This window comes from Halopseudomonas sp., assembly GCF_036961105.1.
Classification (GTDB): Bacteria; Pseudomonadota; Gammaproteobacteria; order Pseudomonadales; family Pseudomonadaceae; genus Halopseudomonas.
Genome location: NZ_JBALWW010000024.1, coordinates 36,387 through 52,663, shown reverse-complemented (window position 1 = coordinate 52,663; position 16,277 = coordinate 36,387). Strand labels below are relative to the sequence as shown.

General features: G+C 56.7%; 16 protein-coding genes. 3 read left to right on the top strand and 13 right to left on the bottom strand.

What is annotated here, in order from left to right; all coding sequences use genetic code 11:
* Nucleotides 1–118: 118 nt before the first annotated feature.
* The 3 genes from eat to V7756_RS17000 form a co-directional block, all read right to left on the bottom strand.
* Entirely contained in the window at nt 119–1,519 is a 1,401-nt protein-coding gene (gene eat / locus V7756_RS17010; protein WP_335611388.1) for an ethanolamine permease, read from the bottom strand.
* A 67-nt stretch (nt 1,520–1,586) separates the two neighbouring features.
* Complete coding sequence (gene eutC, locus V7756_RS17005; RefSeq protein WP_335611387.1) at nt 1,587–2,432, bottom strand: ethanolamine ammonia-lyase subunit EutC; 846 nt, start codon at nt 2,430–2,432, stop codon at nt 1,587–1,589.
* On the bottom strand, nt 2,429–3,835 hold the full coding sequence (locus V7756_RS17000; protein ID WP_335611386.1) for an ethanolamine ammonia-lyase subunit EutB: 1,407 nt from the start codon (nt 3,833–3,835) through the stop codon (nt 2,429–2,431). Before V7756_RS17000 ends, eutC begins: the two co-directional genes overlap by 4 nt.
* Nucleotides 3,836–4,044: 209 nt before the next feature.
* Here V7756_RS17000 and V7756_RS16995 point away from each other — a divergent pair, with 209 nt between their 5' ends.
* Nucleotides 4,045–5,004 (top strand): helix-turn-helix domain-containing protein, encoded by a 960-nt coding sequence (locus tag V7756_RS16995; RefSeq protein ID WP_335611385.1) that lies wholly within the window; start codon nt 4,045–4,047, stop codon nt 5,002–5,004.
* An 89-nt stretch (nt 5,005–5,093) separates the two neighbouring features.
* Here the strand turns inward: V7756_RS16995 and V7756_RS16990 are convergent, their stop codons facing one another.
* Complete coding sequence (locus V7756_RS16990; protein ID WP_335611384.1) at nt 5,094–5,507, bottom strand: hypothetical protein; 414 nt, start codon at nt 5,505–5,507, stop codon at nt 5,094–5,096.
* 123 nt (nt 5,508–5,630) lie between these two features.
* Between V7756_RS16990 and V7756_RS16985 the strand changes: the two genes are divergently transcribed.
* Entirely contained in the window at nt 5,631–5,939 is a 309-nt protein-coding gene (locus V7756_RS16985) for a hypothetical protein (RefSeq protein WP_335611383.1), read from the top strand.
* 244 nt (nt 5,940–6,183) lie between these two features.
* On the opposite strand, the gene V7756_RS16980 is transcribed toward V7756_RS16985, so the two are convergent.
* The 6 genes from V7756_RS16980 to V7756_RS16955 all read right to left on the bottom strand — a co-directional run bounded on the left by V7756_RS16980 (nt 6,184) and on the right by V7756_RS16955 (nt 12,969).
* Nucleotides 6,184–6,660: a GNAT family N-acetyltransferase gene (locus tag V7756_RS16980; protein ID WP_335611382.1), complete on the bottom strand. Its 477-nt coding sequence runs from the start codon at nt 6,658–6,660 to the stop codon at nt 6,184–6,186.
* Nucleotides 6,661–6,854: 194 nt separating this feature from the next.
* Nucleotides 6,855–7,916: an ankyrin repeat domain-containing protein gene (locus V7756_RS16975; protein ID WP_335611381.1), complete on the bottom strand. Its 1,062-nt coding sequence runs from the start codon at nt 7,914–7,916 to the stop codon at nt 6,855–6,857.
* Between the two features lie 121 nt (nt 7,917–8,037).
* On the bottom strand, nt 8,038–8,850 hold the full coding sequence (locus tag V7756_RS16970) for a DUF2971 domain-containing protein (RefSeq protein WP_335611380.1): 813 nt from the start codon (nt 8,848–8,850) through the stop codon (nt 8,038–8,040).
* Nucleotides 8,851–9,088: 238 nt separating this feature from the next.
* Entirely contained in the window at nt 9,089–9,961 is an 873-nt protein-coding gene (locus tag V7756_RS16965; protein WP_335611379.1) for a restriction endonuclease, read from the bottom strand.
* Between the two features lie 254 nt (nt 9,962–10,215).
* Nucleotides 10,216–12,069 (bottom strand): M48 family metallopeptidase, encoded by a 1,854-nt coding sequence (locus V7756_RS16960; protein ID WP_335611378.1) that lies wholly within the window; start codon nt 12,067–12,069, stop codon nt 10,216–10,218.
* Nucleotides 12,070–12,267: 198 nt separating this feature from the next.
* Entirely contained in the window at nt 12,268–12,969 is a 702-nt protein-coding gene (locus tag V7756_RS16955) for a hypothetical protein (RefSeq protein ID WP_335611377.1), read from the bottom strand.
* Between the two features lie 637 nt (nt 12,970–13,606).
* Between V7756_RS16955 and V7756_RS16950 the strand changes: the two genes are divergently transcribed.
* Nucleotides 13,607–14,053 carry a DUF3010 family protein gene (locus V7756_RS16950; RefSeq protein ID WP_335611376.1) on the top strand — a complete coding sequence of 149 codons (447 nt, stop codon included), beginning with the start codon at nt 13,607–13,609 and terminating at the stop codon, nt 14,051–14,053.
* Nucleotides 14,054–14,201: 148 nt separating this feature from the next.
* Here the strand turns inward: V7756_RS16950 and V7756_RS16945 are convergent, their stop codons facing one another.
* From V7756_RS16945 to V7756_RS16935, 3 genes are all read right to left on the bottom strand, one after another.
* On the bottom strand, nt 14,202–14,678 hold the full coding sequence (locus V7756_RS16945; RefSeq protein ID WP_335611375.1) for a GNAT family N-acetyltransferase: 477 nt from the start codon (nt 14,676–14,678) through the stop codon (nt 14,202–14,204).
* A gap of 136 nt (nt 14,679–14,814) precedes the next feature.
* Entirely contained in the window at nt 14,815–15,345 is a 531-nt protein-coding gene (locus tag V7756_RS16940) for a DUF421 domain-containing protein (RefSeq protein ID WP_335611374.1), read from the bottom strand.
* Nucleotides 15,346–15,512: 167 nt separating this feature from the next.
* A complete protein-coding gene (locus tag V7756_RS16935; RefSeq protein WP_335611373.1) occupies nt 15,513–16,271 on the bottom strand; it encodes an alpha/beta fold hydrolase in 759 nt (252 codons plus the stop codon).
* Nucleotides 16,272–16,277 lie beyond the last annotated feature (6 nt).

The following is a 16,277-nucleotide window of genomic DNA, read 5'->3' as shown; positions in this document are numbered from 1 at the left end:
ACGCGGACGAGGCTGGCAGAACCTATAAAAAACAAAACCCCATCCAAAATGGACGGGGTTTGTCAGCGATCTGAGGCCGCCCTAAGGCGGCCTTGTCGATCAGAGCGATACAACCAATTCAGACTGCCGCCAGATCCGCCTCTGCATCCGCCAGCATGGCAAACTCTTCATCCGCCGACTTGGCCACCAGATGCTTGCGGCTGTAGCCGAAGTAGTAGGCGGCGCCCACTGCGAACAGCACCATGGTGAAGAAGAAGGCACGCGGGTCGAAGGCGTACACGCCGGTCAGCGCAATCAACGACAGTGCCAGTGCCACGCCGGACGTCACCACACCGCCGGGCGTTTTATAAGGACGCACCAGATCCGGCTGCTTGATGCGCAGCAGAATATGACTCAGCGCCATAAGCGCGTAAGAGACAGTCGCCCCCACCACCGCCATGGCCAGCATCAGGTCGCCCTCACCGCTCAGCGAAGCCAGAAAACCAAACACGCCCGGGACGATCAACGCCCGTGCCGGCACCTTGCGCTCGGTGGTCAGTGACAGCGACTTGGGCAGATAGCCTGCACGCGACAGGGCAAATACCAGGCGGCTGTAACCGTAAATGATCGAGAAGAAGGAGGCCACCAGACCGGCCAGGCCCAGCACGTTGACCAGCGTGGCCAGGCTGCCGTTGCCAGTGGCATTCAGCGCATCCACCAGAGGCACAGCGCTTTCGCCCATGGCCTTGGCACCCGCAGCGCCCGGCACCAGTACCACCACCATCAGCGCGGTGAACAGCAGGAAGACCATGGCACCGATAATGCCCTTGGGCACATCCTTGCCCGGGTCCTTGGCTTCTTCGGCGGCCAGCGGCACGCCTTCAACAGCCAGGAACAGCCACATGGCAAAGGGCAAAGCAGCCCACACGCCATACCAGCCGAGCGGCAGCATCTCGCTGGCACCGGTAGCCTCGGTTGCGGCGATGTCAAACAGGTTGCTGGCATCAAAGTGCATCACCAGCGCCACACCGGTTGCCACTATGGCAAACACGGCCAGACCGCTGATCACCATCATTACCTTCAACGCCTCGCCCACACCGGCCAGGTGAATGCCCACAAACACCAGATAGAAGGCCGCGTACACCCAGGGGCCATTCACGCCCAGCAACGACTCCACCGCCGAACCGATAAAGATCACGATCGCCGCCGGTGCCAGGGCGTACTCGATAAGTACGGCCAGGCCCGTCATGAAACCACCGGTGGGCCCCATCGCCTGGCGGGCAAAACTGTAACCGCCGCCCGCCGCTGGGATGGCTGCCGACATCTCCGCCAGCGACAACACCAGGGTCAGATACATCAGCGCCATCAGTACCGCCGCGATGGCAAAACCGCCCCAACCCGCCTCGGCGATGCCGAAGTTCCAGCCGGCAAAGTCGCCGGAGATCACATAAGACACGCCCAGCCCCGCGAGCAGAATCCAGCCCGCAGTGCCGCGCTTGAGTTGCCGTTTGGCAAGGTACTCCTGATTGTCTGTCGACATGGTTATTCCTCTACTTTTCTAAATGAAAGTTGCCGTTGGTTTAAAGCCGTGTGTTACTCGTGCTGCATTACTCGGAAACCAGAAAATTCTTGCCGCTGCCGCCGCTGTGCTCGATCACCTCGTCCTGGGTTCGATCCTTCAGCTTCACGCCCGACAGCTTCAGCCGCCGTGCCTCACGCAGCAGATAAAGCACCCGCCGCGCCGCTTCCGCGTAGGGCAAGCCAGCCGGACGCACGTTGGAAATACAGTTGCGCGCGGCATCGTTCAGCCCCGGCCTGGGATTCCAGGTGAGGTACAGGCCGAGGCTGTCAGGGGAGCTCAGGCCGGGGCGCTCGCCGATCAGCAGCAGCACGGCGCGCGCGTTGAGCAGCTCGCCAATGCCATCGCCGATGGCCACCCGGCCCTGCTCGACCACGGTCACGGGTGCCAGCTGCCAGGGCTCGGACTCTGCCTGCAGCAGCTCCAGCAGCGGCGCCAGAAAGGCCGCTGCGTTCTGTTGCACCGCCAGTGACGAGAGGCCATCCACAATCACGATGGCCAGATCACTCTGGCTGCTGGCGGTCGGCAAGGCGGCCAGTTGCTCGCGCGAGGCGTCATCCAACAGGCGGCCGAGATCAGGCCGTTGCAGGTAGCTGGTGCGGTCTTGCGCCTGGCTGTGCAAACGCAGGGGTGCGTCATTTGGCAGACTGCTCAGGCCCGCCAGCTGCGCGCACAACGCATCCACATCCAGCGGAAAATGCACCGCATCACGCGCCTGGGCGTGACTCAATTGGAAGGCCAGCATCTCGCTGGTGGGCAGACTGATACCCGCCCGGCCCAGGCCAATACGCGCGTCGGTAAACTCGCGCAGGCGGCGCCAGGGGTTGTCCACCACCTTGCCCTGCTGCAGATATTGATCGTCCGGCTTGCTCATGCGCAGCCTCCCGGCAACGCCTTCAGCGAGCGGGCGAAGGGTTCGGGTAGCGCGTCGTGCAGAATGTGCCGGTCGGTATCGCGCATGATCTGCATGCGCGTAAGCCACTGCTCGAACTCCGGTGCTGGCCGCGAGCCCAGCACGCGCCGCACATAGAGTGCATCGTGGAAGGAGGTGGTCTGGTAATTCAGCATGATGTCGTCCGAACCCGGAATGCCCATCACGAAGGAGCAGCCGGCCACGCCCAGTAGCGTCAGCAGGTTGTCCATATCGTTCTGATCGGCTTCGGCGTGGTTGGTGTAACAAACGTCGCAGCCCATGGGCACGCCGAGCAGCTTGCCGCAGAAGTGATCTTCCAGCCCGGCGCGGGTGATTTCCTTGCTGTCAAACAGGTACTCCGGGCCGATAAAACCCACCACGGTATTGACCAGCAGCGGTTTGAACTTGCGCGCCACCGCGTAGGCACGCGCTTCGCAGGTTTGCTGGTCCAGGCCGTGATGGGCATTGGCTGAAAGCGCACTGCCCTGCCCCGTTTCAAAGTACATGACGTTATCGCCGACGGTGCCACGCTGGAGGCTCAGCACTGCCTCCCGCGCTTCAGCCAGGGTAGCGAGATTGAAGCCAAAGCTGCTGTTGGTCGCCTCGGTGCCGCCAATCGACTGGAACACCAGATCCACCGGCGCGCCGGCCTCGATGCACTCGATGGTATTGGTCACATGGGTCAGCACGCAGGACTGGGTCGGGATCTGATACTTGTCGATCACCTCCCCCATCAGTTGCATCAGCTTGATTGCCTGGGCCACGTTGTCGGTGGCCGGATTGATGCCAATCACCGCATCGCCGTTGCCGTACAGCAAGCCATCGAGAATGCTGGCGGCAATGCCATTCACATCGTCCGTGGGATGGTTGGGTTGCAGGCGGGTAGACAGGTGGCCCGGTAGGCCGATGGTGTTGCGAAAGGCCGTGGTCACGTGGCACTTCTTGGCGACCAGAATCAGATCCTGATTGCGCATGATCTTGCTGACCGCCGCCGCCATCTCCGGGGTGATGCCGGCGCGCACCGCAGTCAGTACCTCAGGCGTGGCGTGGTCGCTGAGCAGCCAGTTGCGAAAATCGCCCACGGTCAGATGGGCAATGGCGGCGAAGGCCTTGGCGTCGTGCTCATCCATGATCAACCGGGTGATTTCATCCTGCTCGTAGGGCACCAGAGCTTCGTTCAGAAAGGTCTTGAGCGGCACTTCTGCCAGGGTCATCTGCGCCACTGCGCGCTCCTCGGCCGAAAGCGCTATCACGCCGGCCAGGCGGTCACCAGAACGCTGAGGAGTGGCCTTCGCCATCAGCTCGGCCAAGTTACGGAATTGATAGGTCTTGCTACCTAGTTGGTAGCGGTAAGTGTGAGACATGGGTTACCTCAGGCACAAAACTTGCTGCTAAAATTAGGCATCGTCGCGTAACAACGGCAATCTATTACCGGCAATGTTGCGACATGCGTACCAATGCACTATCAAGTTTTGGCAAATCGAAATTTGCTCGACAATTCAAGGTGTTGAGCCATCCCCTATGGCGAAAACCGATTTATTCCACCCAAGAGGCCGACCACAGGCGCCCACCGATGCAACCACCCTCATCGCCCGTCGCACCAGGAAGGAGCACAAGCGAGGCACAGGACGCCGACGAACACGCCCACAACCTGACCAACTGGCAGCAGGAATACGACCAGTTGGGCGCAGGCCGTTTCTACGGGCGTATTGATGAGGTGGCACTGGAAGGGTTTCAGCTGTTCAAGGAGCACACCAACCGCTCGCTGCGGCAGCAGTGCAACGTCTGGAAGGATTCGGTCTGGCTGGGCATTCCGGCGCAAACCGCCGACTGCCGCATCAACGGCCTGCAGGTCGACAGCAACCAGCTGATGTGTCGCCCCGGCGACCGCGATTTTGAATTGATGACACCCGAGGCCTTCGACATTTACGGCATCGTGGTAAAGGAAGACGTGCTGCTGCACGCCGCCGAACGCGAAGGCCGCACACTCAATCTGGCCACTCTGGAGTCGGCGCCGCGCCTGACCGTAGAACGGCAACAACTGGATCAAGTGCGCTTTCTACTGGAGCGCGTGGTCAACCACAGCGCCAACGGCCTGAACAATCAACTACAGAAAGACCTGGCCACCACCGCCCTGCTCGCCTTGCTTAGCGACGAACACCTTACCTCGGAAACCGCACCCAGCTACGCCCATCGCAAGCATGTGGTCGACACAGTCAAAACCCATATGGCCGCCCACCCACAGGCCGCTGTAAGCATGACCGAACTTTGCGAACTCACCCACGTCAGCCGCCGCACGCTGCAATACAGCTTCGAAAGCATCCTCGGCATCAGCCCGCTGCAATTTCTGCGCACCGCGCGCCTGAATCAGGTACGCCGCGCCCTGAGCGACGCACAGCACGACACTGCCATCGCCATCACCGCCGCCAACTGGGGCTTCTGGCATCCGGGGCAGTTTGCGCGGGATTACAAGGCGTTGTTTGGGGAGAGTCCGTCAGAGACGGTGGGGCGGGCTCAGTGTGGCATGGCTTGAGGCCGGATCACTCAAGCTGGGGGAAGAACACGCGCAGCACAGAGTCGCCCTATCTCACGGCAATTTTCGCCCTGCCGGACCAAGCTCGATCAATAGGTAGTCGTAATGCCCTGCTGTTTCTGGAACCTGTCCGCGCAGACAGTACCCAGCAATGCTCCTGCTGAAGCCGCAAAAGCCAGTACGAAACAGATAGCCTTGATATGCGGAAAAGTTGCCGCACCCCAGCCGAAGAAATAGCACACCGCTGCGACCACAAATACCGCAATCGCCGCCTTGTTGAGCAGGAAATACAGCGGGATCTCGAAGGCCCAGACTGTCTCCCTGGCCTTGAAGCCCGACAGGCCGATTCGCAGGTAAACCAAGGCCAGTACAATCCCCAGCCCAAGCGCGGCGGCAGCGTACCAAAGTGGTTTATCGCCGCTGAAAATCGCGTACAACATAAACCCCGAATAAACGAAAGCGGCAAACCAGGCAGCGAGCAGGGGCAGGATGATCAGTCCCACATTACCTCCGTGTGATGTAAAGTCCGGCCAGGTGCAGCCAGAGCGAAGCGCACATTAAAACATGATCGTAATGGCGTTGCCGCTGACGGGACAGAAGGACGACTTGATCAAGGGTCCGTTGCCGTGAATAAGCGTTTTATCCTTGGCTGCAGAAACCAGATACCAATCGGCAGAATGAAAAAAGCCCAAGTCGTTCTCACCTGGGTACTGACTAGCAAGGATCTGACCCGCTCACAGGCAACGAGCTTTTGGGCCAGATGGGAACTGAGCCAAAAGCTGACGGCTAAGAGCAAGGCAATTAAAACCCACACTTCAGTACCGACTGTGCGGGGCTCTCCAGACGTGAAAAAACCCAGCAAATTCGGCAGCATCATTGCTACTAGCAGGATGAGAAACGCGCGCTCTGTATTTATTGAGCGAAAGCCGCAATGACGCCCCAAGTCAACATTAAGCTGGTACAACCAAAGCAGCTGAATCAGCAAGGTGACTGACCCCACCATATCTACAGCGACCTCGCCCAGAGTCTCTTCGCTGGATAGCCATCCGGCAACGGCATACAGCCCATAGAACAGGAAAAATAAAGCGAACGGCGAGCACAGCCATATAACTTCTTCAACACATCTCCTTTGATAATCCAGCCTGCCTACCAAGCGAGTGCCTCGAACGAGGATCCCCCTTAGTCAGAACCCACATTCCTCGCCAACATCAACACCTCATCCGCCGAATACAGATCAGCAATGGTCGCTACCACCTCCGCGCCCAACGCACTCTGATACAAGCGCTGCGCGTGGTTGTCGGCACGGGTGTTAACGATCACGTGTTTCAGCGTCGAGCCCTGCCGGCCCAATTGCTGTTTCACCCAGGGTAAGGACTCATCTATCAAGCGCCGCGCAATGCCCCTGCCCTGCACTGCCGGAAGTACCGCAATCTGGTCAAGCTCCACTACAGCCTGATCGCGAAAGCCGCTCTTTTGTGCCCAAAGAATGTAACCCACAACACCCGTCTGCTCTTCTGCAACGAAGGACAGAAATCGTGGAAAGGCATTCAAGCTCGACTCCAGCCATTGCAGCGACTGCTTCTGGCGAATAAACGCCTGCTGGTGAACCTCTGCAGCTGCTGAAAGGTCAGCGGCTTGCATTGCTCTGATCTGCATTTATTTACTCCGACAGAAACCAATGGGGTCAGGTTCGATTGAAAAAGGCTAATCAAAGCAAGCAAACGCCAACCCTCGGCACCTCAATTTGATACAAGGTATTTATCAAAATACATACGCATACATTGAGGGACAGTGCTTTTAAAGTGTGCCTGTCAGTCATTTTTTATTGATTATGCCTGAATATAGCTGTCTTAACGCAGCTCTCCCCCACCATCTATACATGACTGTTTAAAGTAAAAATTGTCTGAATTGTAGGCGTAAGAAATCTTTAAGCCCCAAGAAGTCCTATAGGCGCAACTTGGAGCACCCACCTTACATGATGCTTCTACATTACCAAATGACTGAAAACACAATGCTTTCATGTCATCTATTCCTCCCTTATCATCAATTATGTACTCATCACACTGATTTCTAGAATAAAAAGTACATGCGAAATCAATTTCAGGAGATAGTGGTATAGAGATTTGCGCGGAAGCTTGCGCTTCGCTCCCTATTGCCTTTGTTTCTTCTAAAGGAATTGGTTGAGCATTGCTCACCGTATTCTTCGATACAGTTTCATTAGACTCTTCTGATATTGGATTCTGGATTGCCTCAGTCGCCAATTGTTCTTGCTGGAGTTCTTTCGCATCTGGTTCCGTTACGACAACGCTTGCATTTACCTGAGGCTCATCCATTGACTCTAATAATGCTACTTTCAGCCTGGCTTCATCAGAGTGAAGTGCCTTAGGGTATTGTTCTAGATATTCATTTAAGGCATTTATCTCGTTGTCTGATTTGGCTTTTTGCCAATCATTTTCATAGGAATTAATCATTTCTGAAATTTCGTGATAGCCTTCCTCCTCTGCTATACCTAAAGGCGTTTCACCATCGGAGTTTTCAATATTTGGGTCAGCGCCATTTGCTAATAGAACGGATGCATTCTCAATTAAGTTTCCTTTTACTGCTTTATGGAGAGGGGTTGTGAAATAACGATATACGCCTGAGTGACAGGAAGTTACAGACCCCCCAATTTTTATCAAGTACTCAAGAATTTCAGCCGCATTTTTATCATCAGCAAAGCCGCAAGTAGGAATTGTATAATGTGTGCCATCGTTTACCTGTGCTCTAAATTCAGGCGAATCCATCAGTACTTTCATCTCATTAAAGTCAGCGCCCATATCAGACTTCCAGTATAAATCTCCTGTAGGAGTAGAAGTACAGCCAGTTAAAACTGCGGCCGAAATTAATGCTAAGCTGATGGATCTTTTAATCATCGATTGAAGTCCTTTTTATTTCCATATTCCACTACAGGGGTTAATTTGATTGGGCACTTAACGCCTTGGCTTTGCGGCGTGCCGGAGCGACAGCGTAGGTACGTCCGCCAACAGCCACTGGTTAGCTTCTATTGATAGATGGTTTTGCAACGAGGTTCCAGGAGTGAACGTCGGGTTCACATTGCATCATCTTGATATCTTTTTCACCCCAGGACTGAAGCACACCTTTCAACTCTTCATCGGTAACAGAGCCACCTTTGGTAACATTTCTATATAAATGTCGCCCCAAATAAATTTCCTTGAGCGAATTCTCTGGTACATCAAAGCAGTATAGAGGTCTACCAGAGACAGTTACCTTATTACATTCACGATGGCGGCCACCACCTGTGTGATAACCGAAGGGGATTCCGCCAATATTTTTCACAACACGGACTTCTTCTTCGTACGCCCACTCGAGAGACTTATACAGAAAAGCTCTCTTCATTAGATTGAAGGCATTCGAGTCAAAACGAAGGCTACCACCAATATCCATTAGCTCACTCTCGCCAATAACAGGTAGATCGTTGTGCGGCTTCGTAGCTGAGTAGATCATCTCTCCATACTGGCTTGGAATCACGTTGCTTCTCGGGTCTGAAAAGCCGGCCAAATCACAATCAAACCCAAGCACTACACCTTGGTGAGAGTCTCCATAGTGCGACCACATAAGCGCGTTTAACGGCTGACGAGTCAACGATAAAACACCGTATTTTCTCGAAAAACGGTTTCTACAAGCATCCGTGGCGGTTTCCGCGCTTATAGACTCCTCGCTATCTTTAAAGCCAAAGGCTGTGCATTCAAAAGGGTCGTTCAAATCTTCAAGGCATGAAAACCCTAGTGATAAGGTATCGACCACCTTTCGCGTGGCACCGAAGGACATGTACTTGTATAGAATCATGAACATCCCTCAGAAGAAGCTAACAGCTTACTGGACCGACGGCTTTATGATTGCATATCAGTGACTTCTGTATATCACCGCTCACAAGCCAAGCCCTCCGATTAAAAAAACCTTTAAAAACAGCCCCATTCCCAACTCCCCTCCCGCAATGTACGTATTATCTTGAGTTCCGCATTCCATGATCTCAATAACACTGCATGGCATGGGGCTCTGCATACCATCGCGGTCTGTGCACAGCTCATACATTCACGATTCCCCGGCACTTTGGATAGGTGCTGCACCCCCAGAATACGTTGCCGGCGTTGCTTCCCTTGCGCGCGGTGCGTTTGATCATGCCGCTGTTGCAGGCAGGACATAACGGGTCGGATGTTGGCGGCTGAACGACTTGCTGCAGCGGCACCTGCGCTGTGGTGCCGGGTTCAGGGACGGGGGTTATGGGGTTGCGCTGTGCTAGCAGGCGCTTGAGTTTTACGCCGTCGATAAGCTGGATGTTGCGACCTTCGGCGAAGCCTTTGGCCTCGGCGGTGTATTGCCCGGCAGTCACCACAAAACCACCCGCTGCGCCCTCTACCGCCATCGCGCCGAAAAACTCGCGAATGACCGGCACGCCAACCTTGAGTGAGCGCCAGTGTTTGCATTGCACCAGGTACTTTTCGTTGTTCTTGCGAAGGATAAGGTCAATACCACCGTCGGGGCCGTTGCCGCCGGTTTCCGAGACGCTGTAACCCTGGCGGCGAAAGGCTTCGCCGATCAGGAGTTCAAACTGTTGCCAGCTGAGGCCGTCGATGGTTTTACCGGGTTGGGTGGCGGTTTTGACGTTCTGCAGGAGTTGCTTGCGTTTGTGCCGGCCGGCGATAGAACCAATGGCGCCGAACAGGCAAACAGCGGGTATGAGGTACTGGCCAAACATGGCGAAGGTGCGCCAGAGCTGCCCGAGCAGAACGCCGGACATGTCGCCGGGTTTGAGCCCAGTGGGGGGCACATAGGGCGTTGTGGCCACGGGATGCAGTATAAGCCAGCTCACAAGGCCAATCAGTGCACTTGCCCACCAGGGCAAGCGGGACAATACGGTTACCATGTCATCGAGTGTTGAAGTACGTCTACGCGCCATCCTTGGGCTCCTGCAACTGGCGTATTGCCGTGAACTGAAATTAACCGCATCGCACTGCGGCGTAAAGCATTCGATACGCGCTCACACTTGCTTTGCGCACCGCCCGGCGCACGTCGCTTGCGTTGTGAGGGGCTCGCCGCGACTCGTCACTGGTCTACCACTCTTGCCCGAACCGACCGCCATGACCCGCCTAGGCAACCTGCGCTGTCCGCCTCGTGGCAAGTGGTCATGCGCCCCGCCACTCGGCCGCCAGGTCAGCGTATTCGGGTACCGCGCTTCCATCTAAACTTGCGGCCAAATCGGTAGTTGTCGCCATCGATGCTGAGGCAGAAAATCTCCCCCGGCAGGTTGAGCTCGTCGACGATACGCTGGCCAATGCCGGCCTCGCGCTTGCGCCGGTATATGCCCCACCAGGGTGTGCAGGAGAAGCCCAGTACGTAGAGCGGCTGCTCCGGGAAGAGGTTCAGGCGCTTGCGTAGCAGATAGACCTTGCGTACCCCGCGAATGGGATTCAGGCAGGCACGCACCTCGGCAATGAGCTCTTCTGGCAGCCCATGGTGATCAAACTTGTCCTTCAGGCTGAGATGTTCACGCTCGGCGCGTGCTCGCTCGAGCAGCTCAGCACGCTGCATCAACTTGTCATGCCACGCGTGGGCCGCAGCCTCCTGACCGTGCCGCCAACAGTAGTCGCGCAGCAACTCGTAACCGGGGAGCATCGCATCGTCATCGAGCTCTATCGCTCGCTGCACCAGATCCAGGCCAGAATCGTCGTCACGCCGCAGCAAGCGCGATCCCAGTGCAAAACACGCAACAGGGCTATCCGGTTCCTGCTGCTGCAACTGCCGAAACTGTTCGAAAGCCGCCTCCTCGCCGCTGCCAAATTCTTCGGTCAACCATGCCCGTTCGTAGGCCTCGGACGCGTTCAAAGCGGTACCTTCTGCTACGCAAACCTCCAGCTCCTGCAGGCGTGCCCTGCCCTGCGTTGCGTTTTCATAACGCTCTTGCCAGGCCGGCAGAATTGCCTCTTCCCACTGACAATCCAGCTCTTGGGTAATGGTCGGTAATACCGGGCCCAGCAGCAGGTCTGCGCGCTCCTCACGCGCCGGCAGGTCAAGTTGCGGAGCTTGCTGCAATGCTTGCAAGCGGTCGGACAACGAGGGGTGGGTGTCTGCAGAGGTGGTCTTGCGTTCCAGTGCATGCTCCAGCCAGAGCTGGGTTGAGGCCGGCTCGATATCCGAAGACAACTGCTCTGCCAACCGCTCGAAGGGTGCAAAAGCCGGGCGCGGAAGATCCACCGCGCTGCGGTGGATATCGCTCCAATAGCGCTCGTCCAGATAACTCCCGACTACGTTGACCGCCGTGAGCGCCTGCGCCATTGCATCCGCTGAGGTCACCTTGGCGGCAGCAGCATCAGCCTCATATTCATTCGCGCGCGCCAGCGGGAAGGAGAACGCCGTGAAGTAAGGCACATACCACTTGAAGAAGCCGCGAAACAGGAAGGTGCCGAAGTGCCCACCGGCAGTCAGTGAATCCATCAACCGATGCCAGCTGAGCCGCATGCGGTAGATCCAGTTTGAAACCCGGCCATGGCCGCCTGCAAGGTGCCCAAACTCATGTGCGAGCACTGCCCGGAACTGCTCCACGCTGAGTGACTTCATCAACGGCAGACCTATTACCAGGTAGTTGCGATACCAGCCAAAGACGCCCAAACGTGGGGTTTGCACTACGCATGCATTGAAGTCATCAGTGATCAGGACCCGATGAAAGCGCGGCGCCTTCAGTCGCTTGCGCAAATCATTGATCATCAAGAGTAAGGCAGGCGCCTCGCGCTGGGTCACCCGGCGCCCTTGCGGCGCATCCAGCCGCACCCAAAGCGCCTTGAGCACCACCCAGATCAAGACCAGCAACGGAATGGCCAGCTTGAGGCCAAGCACCTTGAGGAATAGCACAGACAGCAAGGTCGCCACTACCAGGCCAACCAGCATCACTGTGATGTAACCGTAGCCCAGCAAGGCCATGAGCAGTACGCGAGACTTGTACCAAAAAGGATGTCGCTGAGCCTGCGATTCGAGGCGAGCGACCAGTGCGTCAAATTGTTCGTTCGTCATTCCGTTGAGCACCTCTTGTTGTTTTTATCCATGCAGCAATCGTAGCTACTGACCAAGCATACCCGAGCAGAATGACCCGTTTAAAGTCGCACTACCCCTGCGCGGCTCAAGATAAACAATCTCGACCTGCGGCTCGCTGCCCCCCTGGATCAGGGTGACAGCTGGGCGCACAACCCTATTGCACTACCAACCGAGGAATCACTCAACCAGAGCAACGTCTTCCACTTGCCCCTCGTTATACAGCTGTGCGGCGGCTCGGATATGGTCGACGCAATACTCGATCGACTTGTTCAAGGTCGCATTGAGGCCGGTGCCGTTTTCCAGCTGCACATAAGATGGCGCCTGGTTGGTATCCGCATAATCAGGCACATGGCTGCACACCTGTTCGGCAACCACCTGCCCGGTCTCTACACTGATCAATCGCGCATGAGCCGAATAGATAACGCGGTAGTTATCCCAGTCGGTCGGAAAGTAGATGGAGCTCCACCCCAGGGTTTTGACATCAAGCACATAGTCATAATCCTGGTAACGCGCAGCCAACGCAGGGACGTCTGACTTGACCGCTGCAAAGTCGGTGGCTTCGGTCACATTAAACCCATGGTTGGCCTGCATCCCCTGCGCCAACTGGCGGGAGATACCCATCGCTGGGTCCTGAATGTTGTTTCTGCGAATAATGGCATTGCCATTGGAAATAGCAGTCAGCACACCCACCAGACCAAACTGAACGTTCACAGCAGTCTGAGCAGGAAAATCCGGCAGCTCGTTATACTTTGACAGCAAAAGATTCTTCCCACTGAAAGCGGTCGCTGTATCAGGCGCGAGCACCTTTGTTTTTACCGACGAACACCCAACGCTAAACAGTGACGCAACCACCAAAAGAACCGCGATCAATCCTTTCATTACACACTCCTTGTCACACCAGTTTTGTTTTGGTTATTGAAACCACTGCAGGTACCACGACCACCAACTACTCGCTCACGGAAGAGATCCGAAAACGCATACCAGCCCCCCCAGACTCGCCTCGAAGGCACTAAGGTCCGTTCCTACGGGCGTCATTAGCAGCTAAGGGAGTTTTAGTCTTGGCGCCAAGGCGCCGAGGCCAAGCGAAAGCAGGTGTCTCCGCAAGGCCGTTCAGATGGGGGGGCAAGGCCCATTATCAACGAGATGTCGGCCGCCCGATGCTGACCACATAAAGGGCGATACGAGGTGGCGACCAGGTCGAGAGTGGGATCAGTGCGATGCGACAGCCGTTGCTGGCCGTGGGAATAACCCGCGCTGCTTGAAGGCGGCCGGCCAACAGCGAGGCGCTGGCCTGAAAAAAACACCATTGAGGTAAACCCTGCAGAACTTCTCGATGCCATCCCTGGGCTCCTGCAAACTGGCTTATTGCCGTTGCAAAAATGTAATGCCATTTACGTTGTGGCGTAAAGCAGATAATGCGCTCAGGAGCATTTTCAATGACAGCGCTGCAGGCCGCCAGAGGCTAGCCCCAAGCTTTTGCGCTACACTGCGCCCATCTAATCAGCTTGGGTGTGCCATGAAAGTTTGCGGTGTTGAGATCAACAGTAACGATGTGAATCTGTGTTTGCTGACCCTGACGGACGATGTGTTTCAGCTGCCTGACTGCCGCTCGCGGCGGCTGACGCTGACCGACATCAACAGTACGCGCGAGCTGCGCTATTTCCAGCAGACCTTTGCCAAACTGATGCAGGACTATCAGGTGGACAAGGTGGTGATTCGCCAACGGCCAATGAAGGGCAAATTTGCCGGCGGCGCTGTGGGTTTCAAGCTGGAGGCGGCCATTGAGCTGATCAGCGACCTGGATGTGGTCATCATGTCGACCACCGACATCAAGGCATCGCTCAAGCGCAATCCCGTGCATATTCCCTTTGCCGAGACCGGCCTGAAGGGCTATCAGGAAACGGCTTTTCAGACGGCTTTTGCCTATTTCATGAAAGACATGTACGCCCCAGACGAAGAGTAGCCTGGTCGAAATATCGACTGAGGGCCAACGACTCCCGGACTGAGATACACAACGGGAGCCGTTGAGAAACCTGAAATTGCCGACCAGCCACTCTTTCCGGCGGCCGGCTTTGAACTTGGCCGCTACAGCTCAATCGCTGGCCGTTCACTCAATCAGCCGGCTCAGCCCGCCTTTCCATATCCTTGGCGGCCATCAGCGTTTCATCGAGGCGGTACAAACCCGCAATCGCAGTGGCGACCTCAACATCCAGAGCGGTTTGGTAGGGCCGGTGGAGATGCTCATCTTCACGCAGGCTGACGTTGATATGCTTGACGCAGATTCCCTGGCTGGCCAGCTGCGCACTGACGTGCGGCATGGACTCTTCAATCAATTGCCGGGCTACCTCGTCGCCCACATGCTCGGGCAGTACCGCAATCTGATCCAGCTCGACCGTCGCCTCATCTCGGTAGCCGTGCTTTTGCGACCAGATCAGATAGCCGAGTACCTGCCCCGCGTCCGCTGCCACAAAACAGAGAAACCGTGGAAAGGCCTCAAGGGTAACTTCAATCCAGTAAGGTGATTGTGCCGCACGGCCAAAAGCGTGCTGGTGGACCTGCATTGCGGCAGCGAGATCATTTCGCTGCATATGTCGAACATTCATTTCTCTGGCCCCCTAACGGTATAAACCGCGCCTTTTTCAAGTTCATTATCTGGACGCTCCAGGGTGGCTGGAACCGCTGCGTAACCCCCCCGCTCCTGCCTGCCAAAGCTTGTGCTCGGCTCTATTGCTGCCCGGCGTACCCCCGCACACCCTCAAGACTGTTTGGCCCGGTCGCGGCGCTGCGGCTTACAACGCTCAGGGAACCATCGGTTTCCAGCACCACTGCCTCCACGTCTGCCAGCGCCAACACGCCTGTTGAGCGCACTGCCGCGCGCACCTCGTCCTGGGTGATACGTGCACGGCGCATGGCGTCGGGCATGAAGCTGCCACGGTGTAGCAGCATCGCCGGCTCGCCGGTGATGAAGCGGCGGAACCAGCGAGCACGCACGCTGATCCAGGTAACGGCGAGCTGCAGGCCAATCAGCAACGCAAAGGCCAGGGCACCGTCGCTAAAGGCCACATTCTTGGTCAATAGCACGCTGGCCAGCGTGGAGCCCAAAGCCACGGTGACCACCCAATCAAACGCGTTGAGTTTGGAGAGCGTGCGTTTACCCGAGGCGCGCAGAAAAATCACCAAGGCGCAGTAGGCCATGATGCCTATAACTAGCGTGCGCCCCAGGCTCTCCCATCCGGCAAATAAGACGTTTTCCATCATTGTCCTCCCTGCTTTCTATTTAAACGGGCGTTAGAAAGTAGAACAGTCAGGAGGCAATTGGTGCCGTAAAAAATAGGGCTAGATGCCGATTGTGACGCCAATGCGGCGGATTGGCGCTTGATAGCGTGCGCCAAGTACCGTCTGGCGGAGCGCTGAAAGCGCCCTCAGCTCTGCAGAAAGTCCACAATGGCGCGCTGAAAGCTTGGCCGAATCAATACGCTGGAATGATCACCCGGTACCACTTTCAGTTGGGCACCGGGTATGGCCTTCTGCAGTTTGCGCGGCTGCTTGGCAAAGGGGTCCTTGTCACCGGCGATGATGAGGGTGGGAGCGGTGATCTTTTCCAGCGGAATGCGCCTGGAGTGAAAGGCCAGTGCTTGGGCAGCCATGGCCTTGCGATCTGCCCAAACCATGTCTGCCAACAGCCGAAAGCCGGCCAGTGTCGGGTTGCGAATACTCCAGCGACTGGCGAGCATCGCCTGCGACAAGGCTCTGCGCCCGGCGGCATGATAGGGACTGGCCAGATTCAGCGTATTTGCACCAATACCGCCTGCCACCAGGCGACGAATACGCGGCTCCTGGGTGCCAGCCAACAGTGCTACGGTGGCGCCCATCGAGTAGCCCACCAGATCGACCTCTTCCAACTCAAGTTCGTCCAGCAGGCAGCTGAGGTCCTGTGCCATACGCGCCTCGCCATACACGGCGGGATCGTGCGGCTTGTCCGAGCGGCCATGGCCCCGGGCATCCAGCGCTATCACGCTGCGCCCGGCCAGGGTCAGCCGACGCACCATGCCAGGCACCACCCAGTTGACGCGGGCGTTAGCAACATAGCCGTGGTGCAGTACAACCGGCGGCTCGGGCGACTTTACCACCCAGCACTGGTAATAGATTTCTACGTCATCGAACGACTTGAAACGACTCATACGCCC

Excerpts from the sequence above, each read along its gene's own strand:
- V7756_RS16980 (WP_335611382.1), bottom strand. The coding sequence starts at position 6,660 with ATGCAGATCAGAGCAATGCAAGCCGCTGACCTTTCAGCAGCTGCAGAG.
- V7756_RS17000 (WP_335611386.1), bottom strand. The coding sequence starts at position 3,835 with ATGTCTCACACTTACCGCTACCAACTAGGTAGCAAGACCTATCAATTC.
- V7756_RS16955 (WP_335611377.1), bottom strand. The coding sequence starts at position 12,969 with ATGAAAGGATTGATCGCGGTTCTTTTGGTGGTTGCGTCACTGTTTAGC.
- eutC (WP_335611387.1), bottom strand. The coding sequence starts at position 2,432 with ATGAGCAAGCCGGACGATCAATATCTGCAGCAGGGCAAGGTGGTGGAC.
- V7756_RS16945 (WP_335611375.1), bottom strand. The coding sequence starts at position 14,678 with ATGCAGCGAAATGATCTCGCTGCCGCAATGCAGGTCCACCAGCACGCT.
- V7756_RS16965 (WP_335611379.1), bottom strand. The coding sequence starts at position 9,961 with ATGGCGCGTAGACGTACTTCAACACTCGATGACATGGTAACCGTATTG.
- eat (WP_335611388.1), bottom strand. The coding sequence starts at position 1,519 with ATGTCGACAGACAATCAGGAGTACCTTGCCAAACGGCAACTCAAGCGC.
- V7756_RS16995 (WP_335611385.1), top strand. The coding sequence starts at position 4,045 with ATGCAACCACCCTCATCGCCCGTCGCACCAGGAAGGAGCACAAGCGAG.
- V7756_RS16935 (WP_335611373.1), bottom strand. The coding sequence starts at position 16,271 with ATGAGTCGTTTCAAGTCGTTCGATGACGTAGAAATCTATTACCAGTGC.
- V7756_RS16970 (WP_335611380.1), bottom strand. The coding sequence starts at position 8,850 with ATGATTCTATACAAGTACATGTCCTTCGGTGCCACGCGAAAGGTGGTC.
- V7756_RS16960 (WP_335611378.1), bottom strand. The coding sequence starts at position 12,069 with ATGACGAACGAACAATTTGACGCACTGGTCGCTCGCCTCGAATCGCAG.
- V7756_RS16975 (WP_335611381.1), bottom strand. The coding sequence starts at position 7,916 with ATGATTAAAAGATCCATCAGCTTAGCATTAATTTCGGCCGCAGTTTTA.
- V7756_RS16950 (WP_335611376.1), top strand. The coding sequence starts at position 13,607 with ATGAAAGTTTGCGGTGTTGAGATCAACAGTAACGATGTGAATCTGTGT.
- V7756_RS16940 (WP_335611374.1), bottom strand. The coding sequence starts at position 15,345 with ATGGAAAACGTCTTATTTGCCGGATGGGAGAGCCTGGGGCGCACGCTA.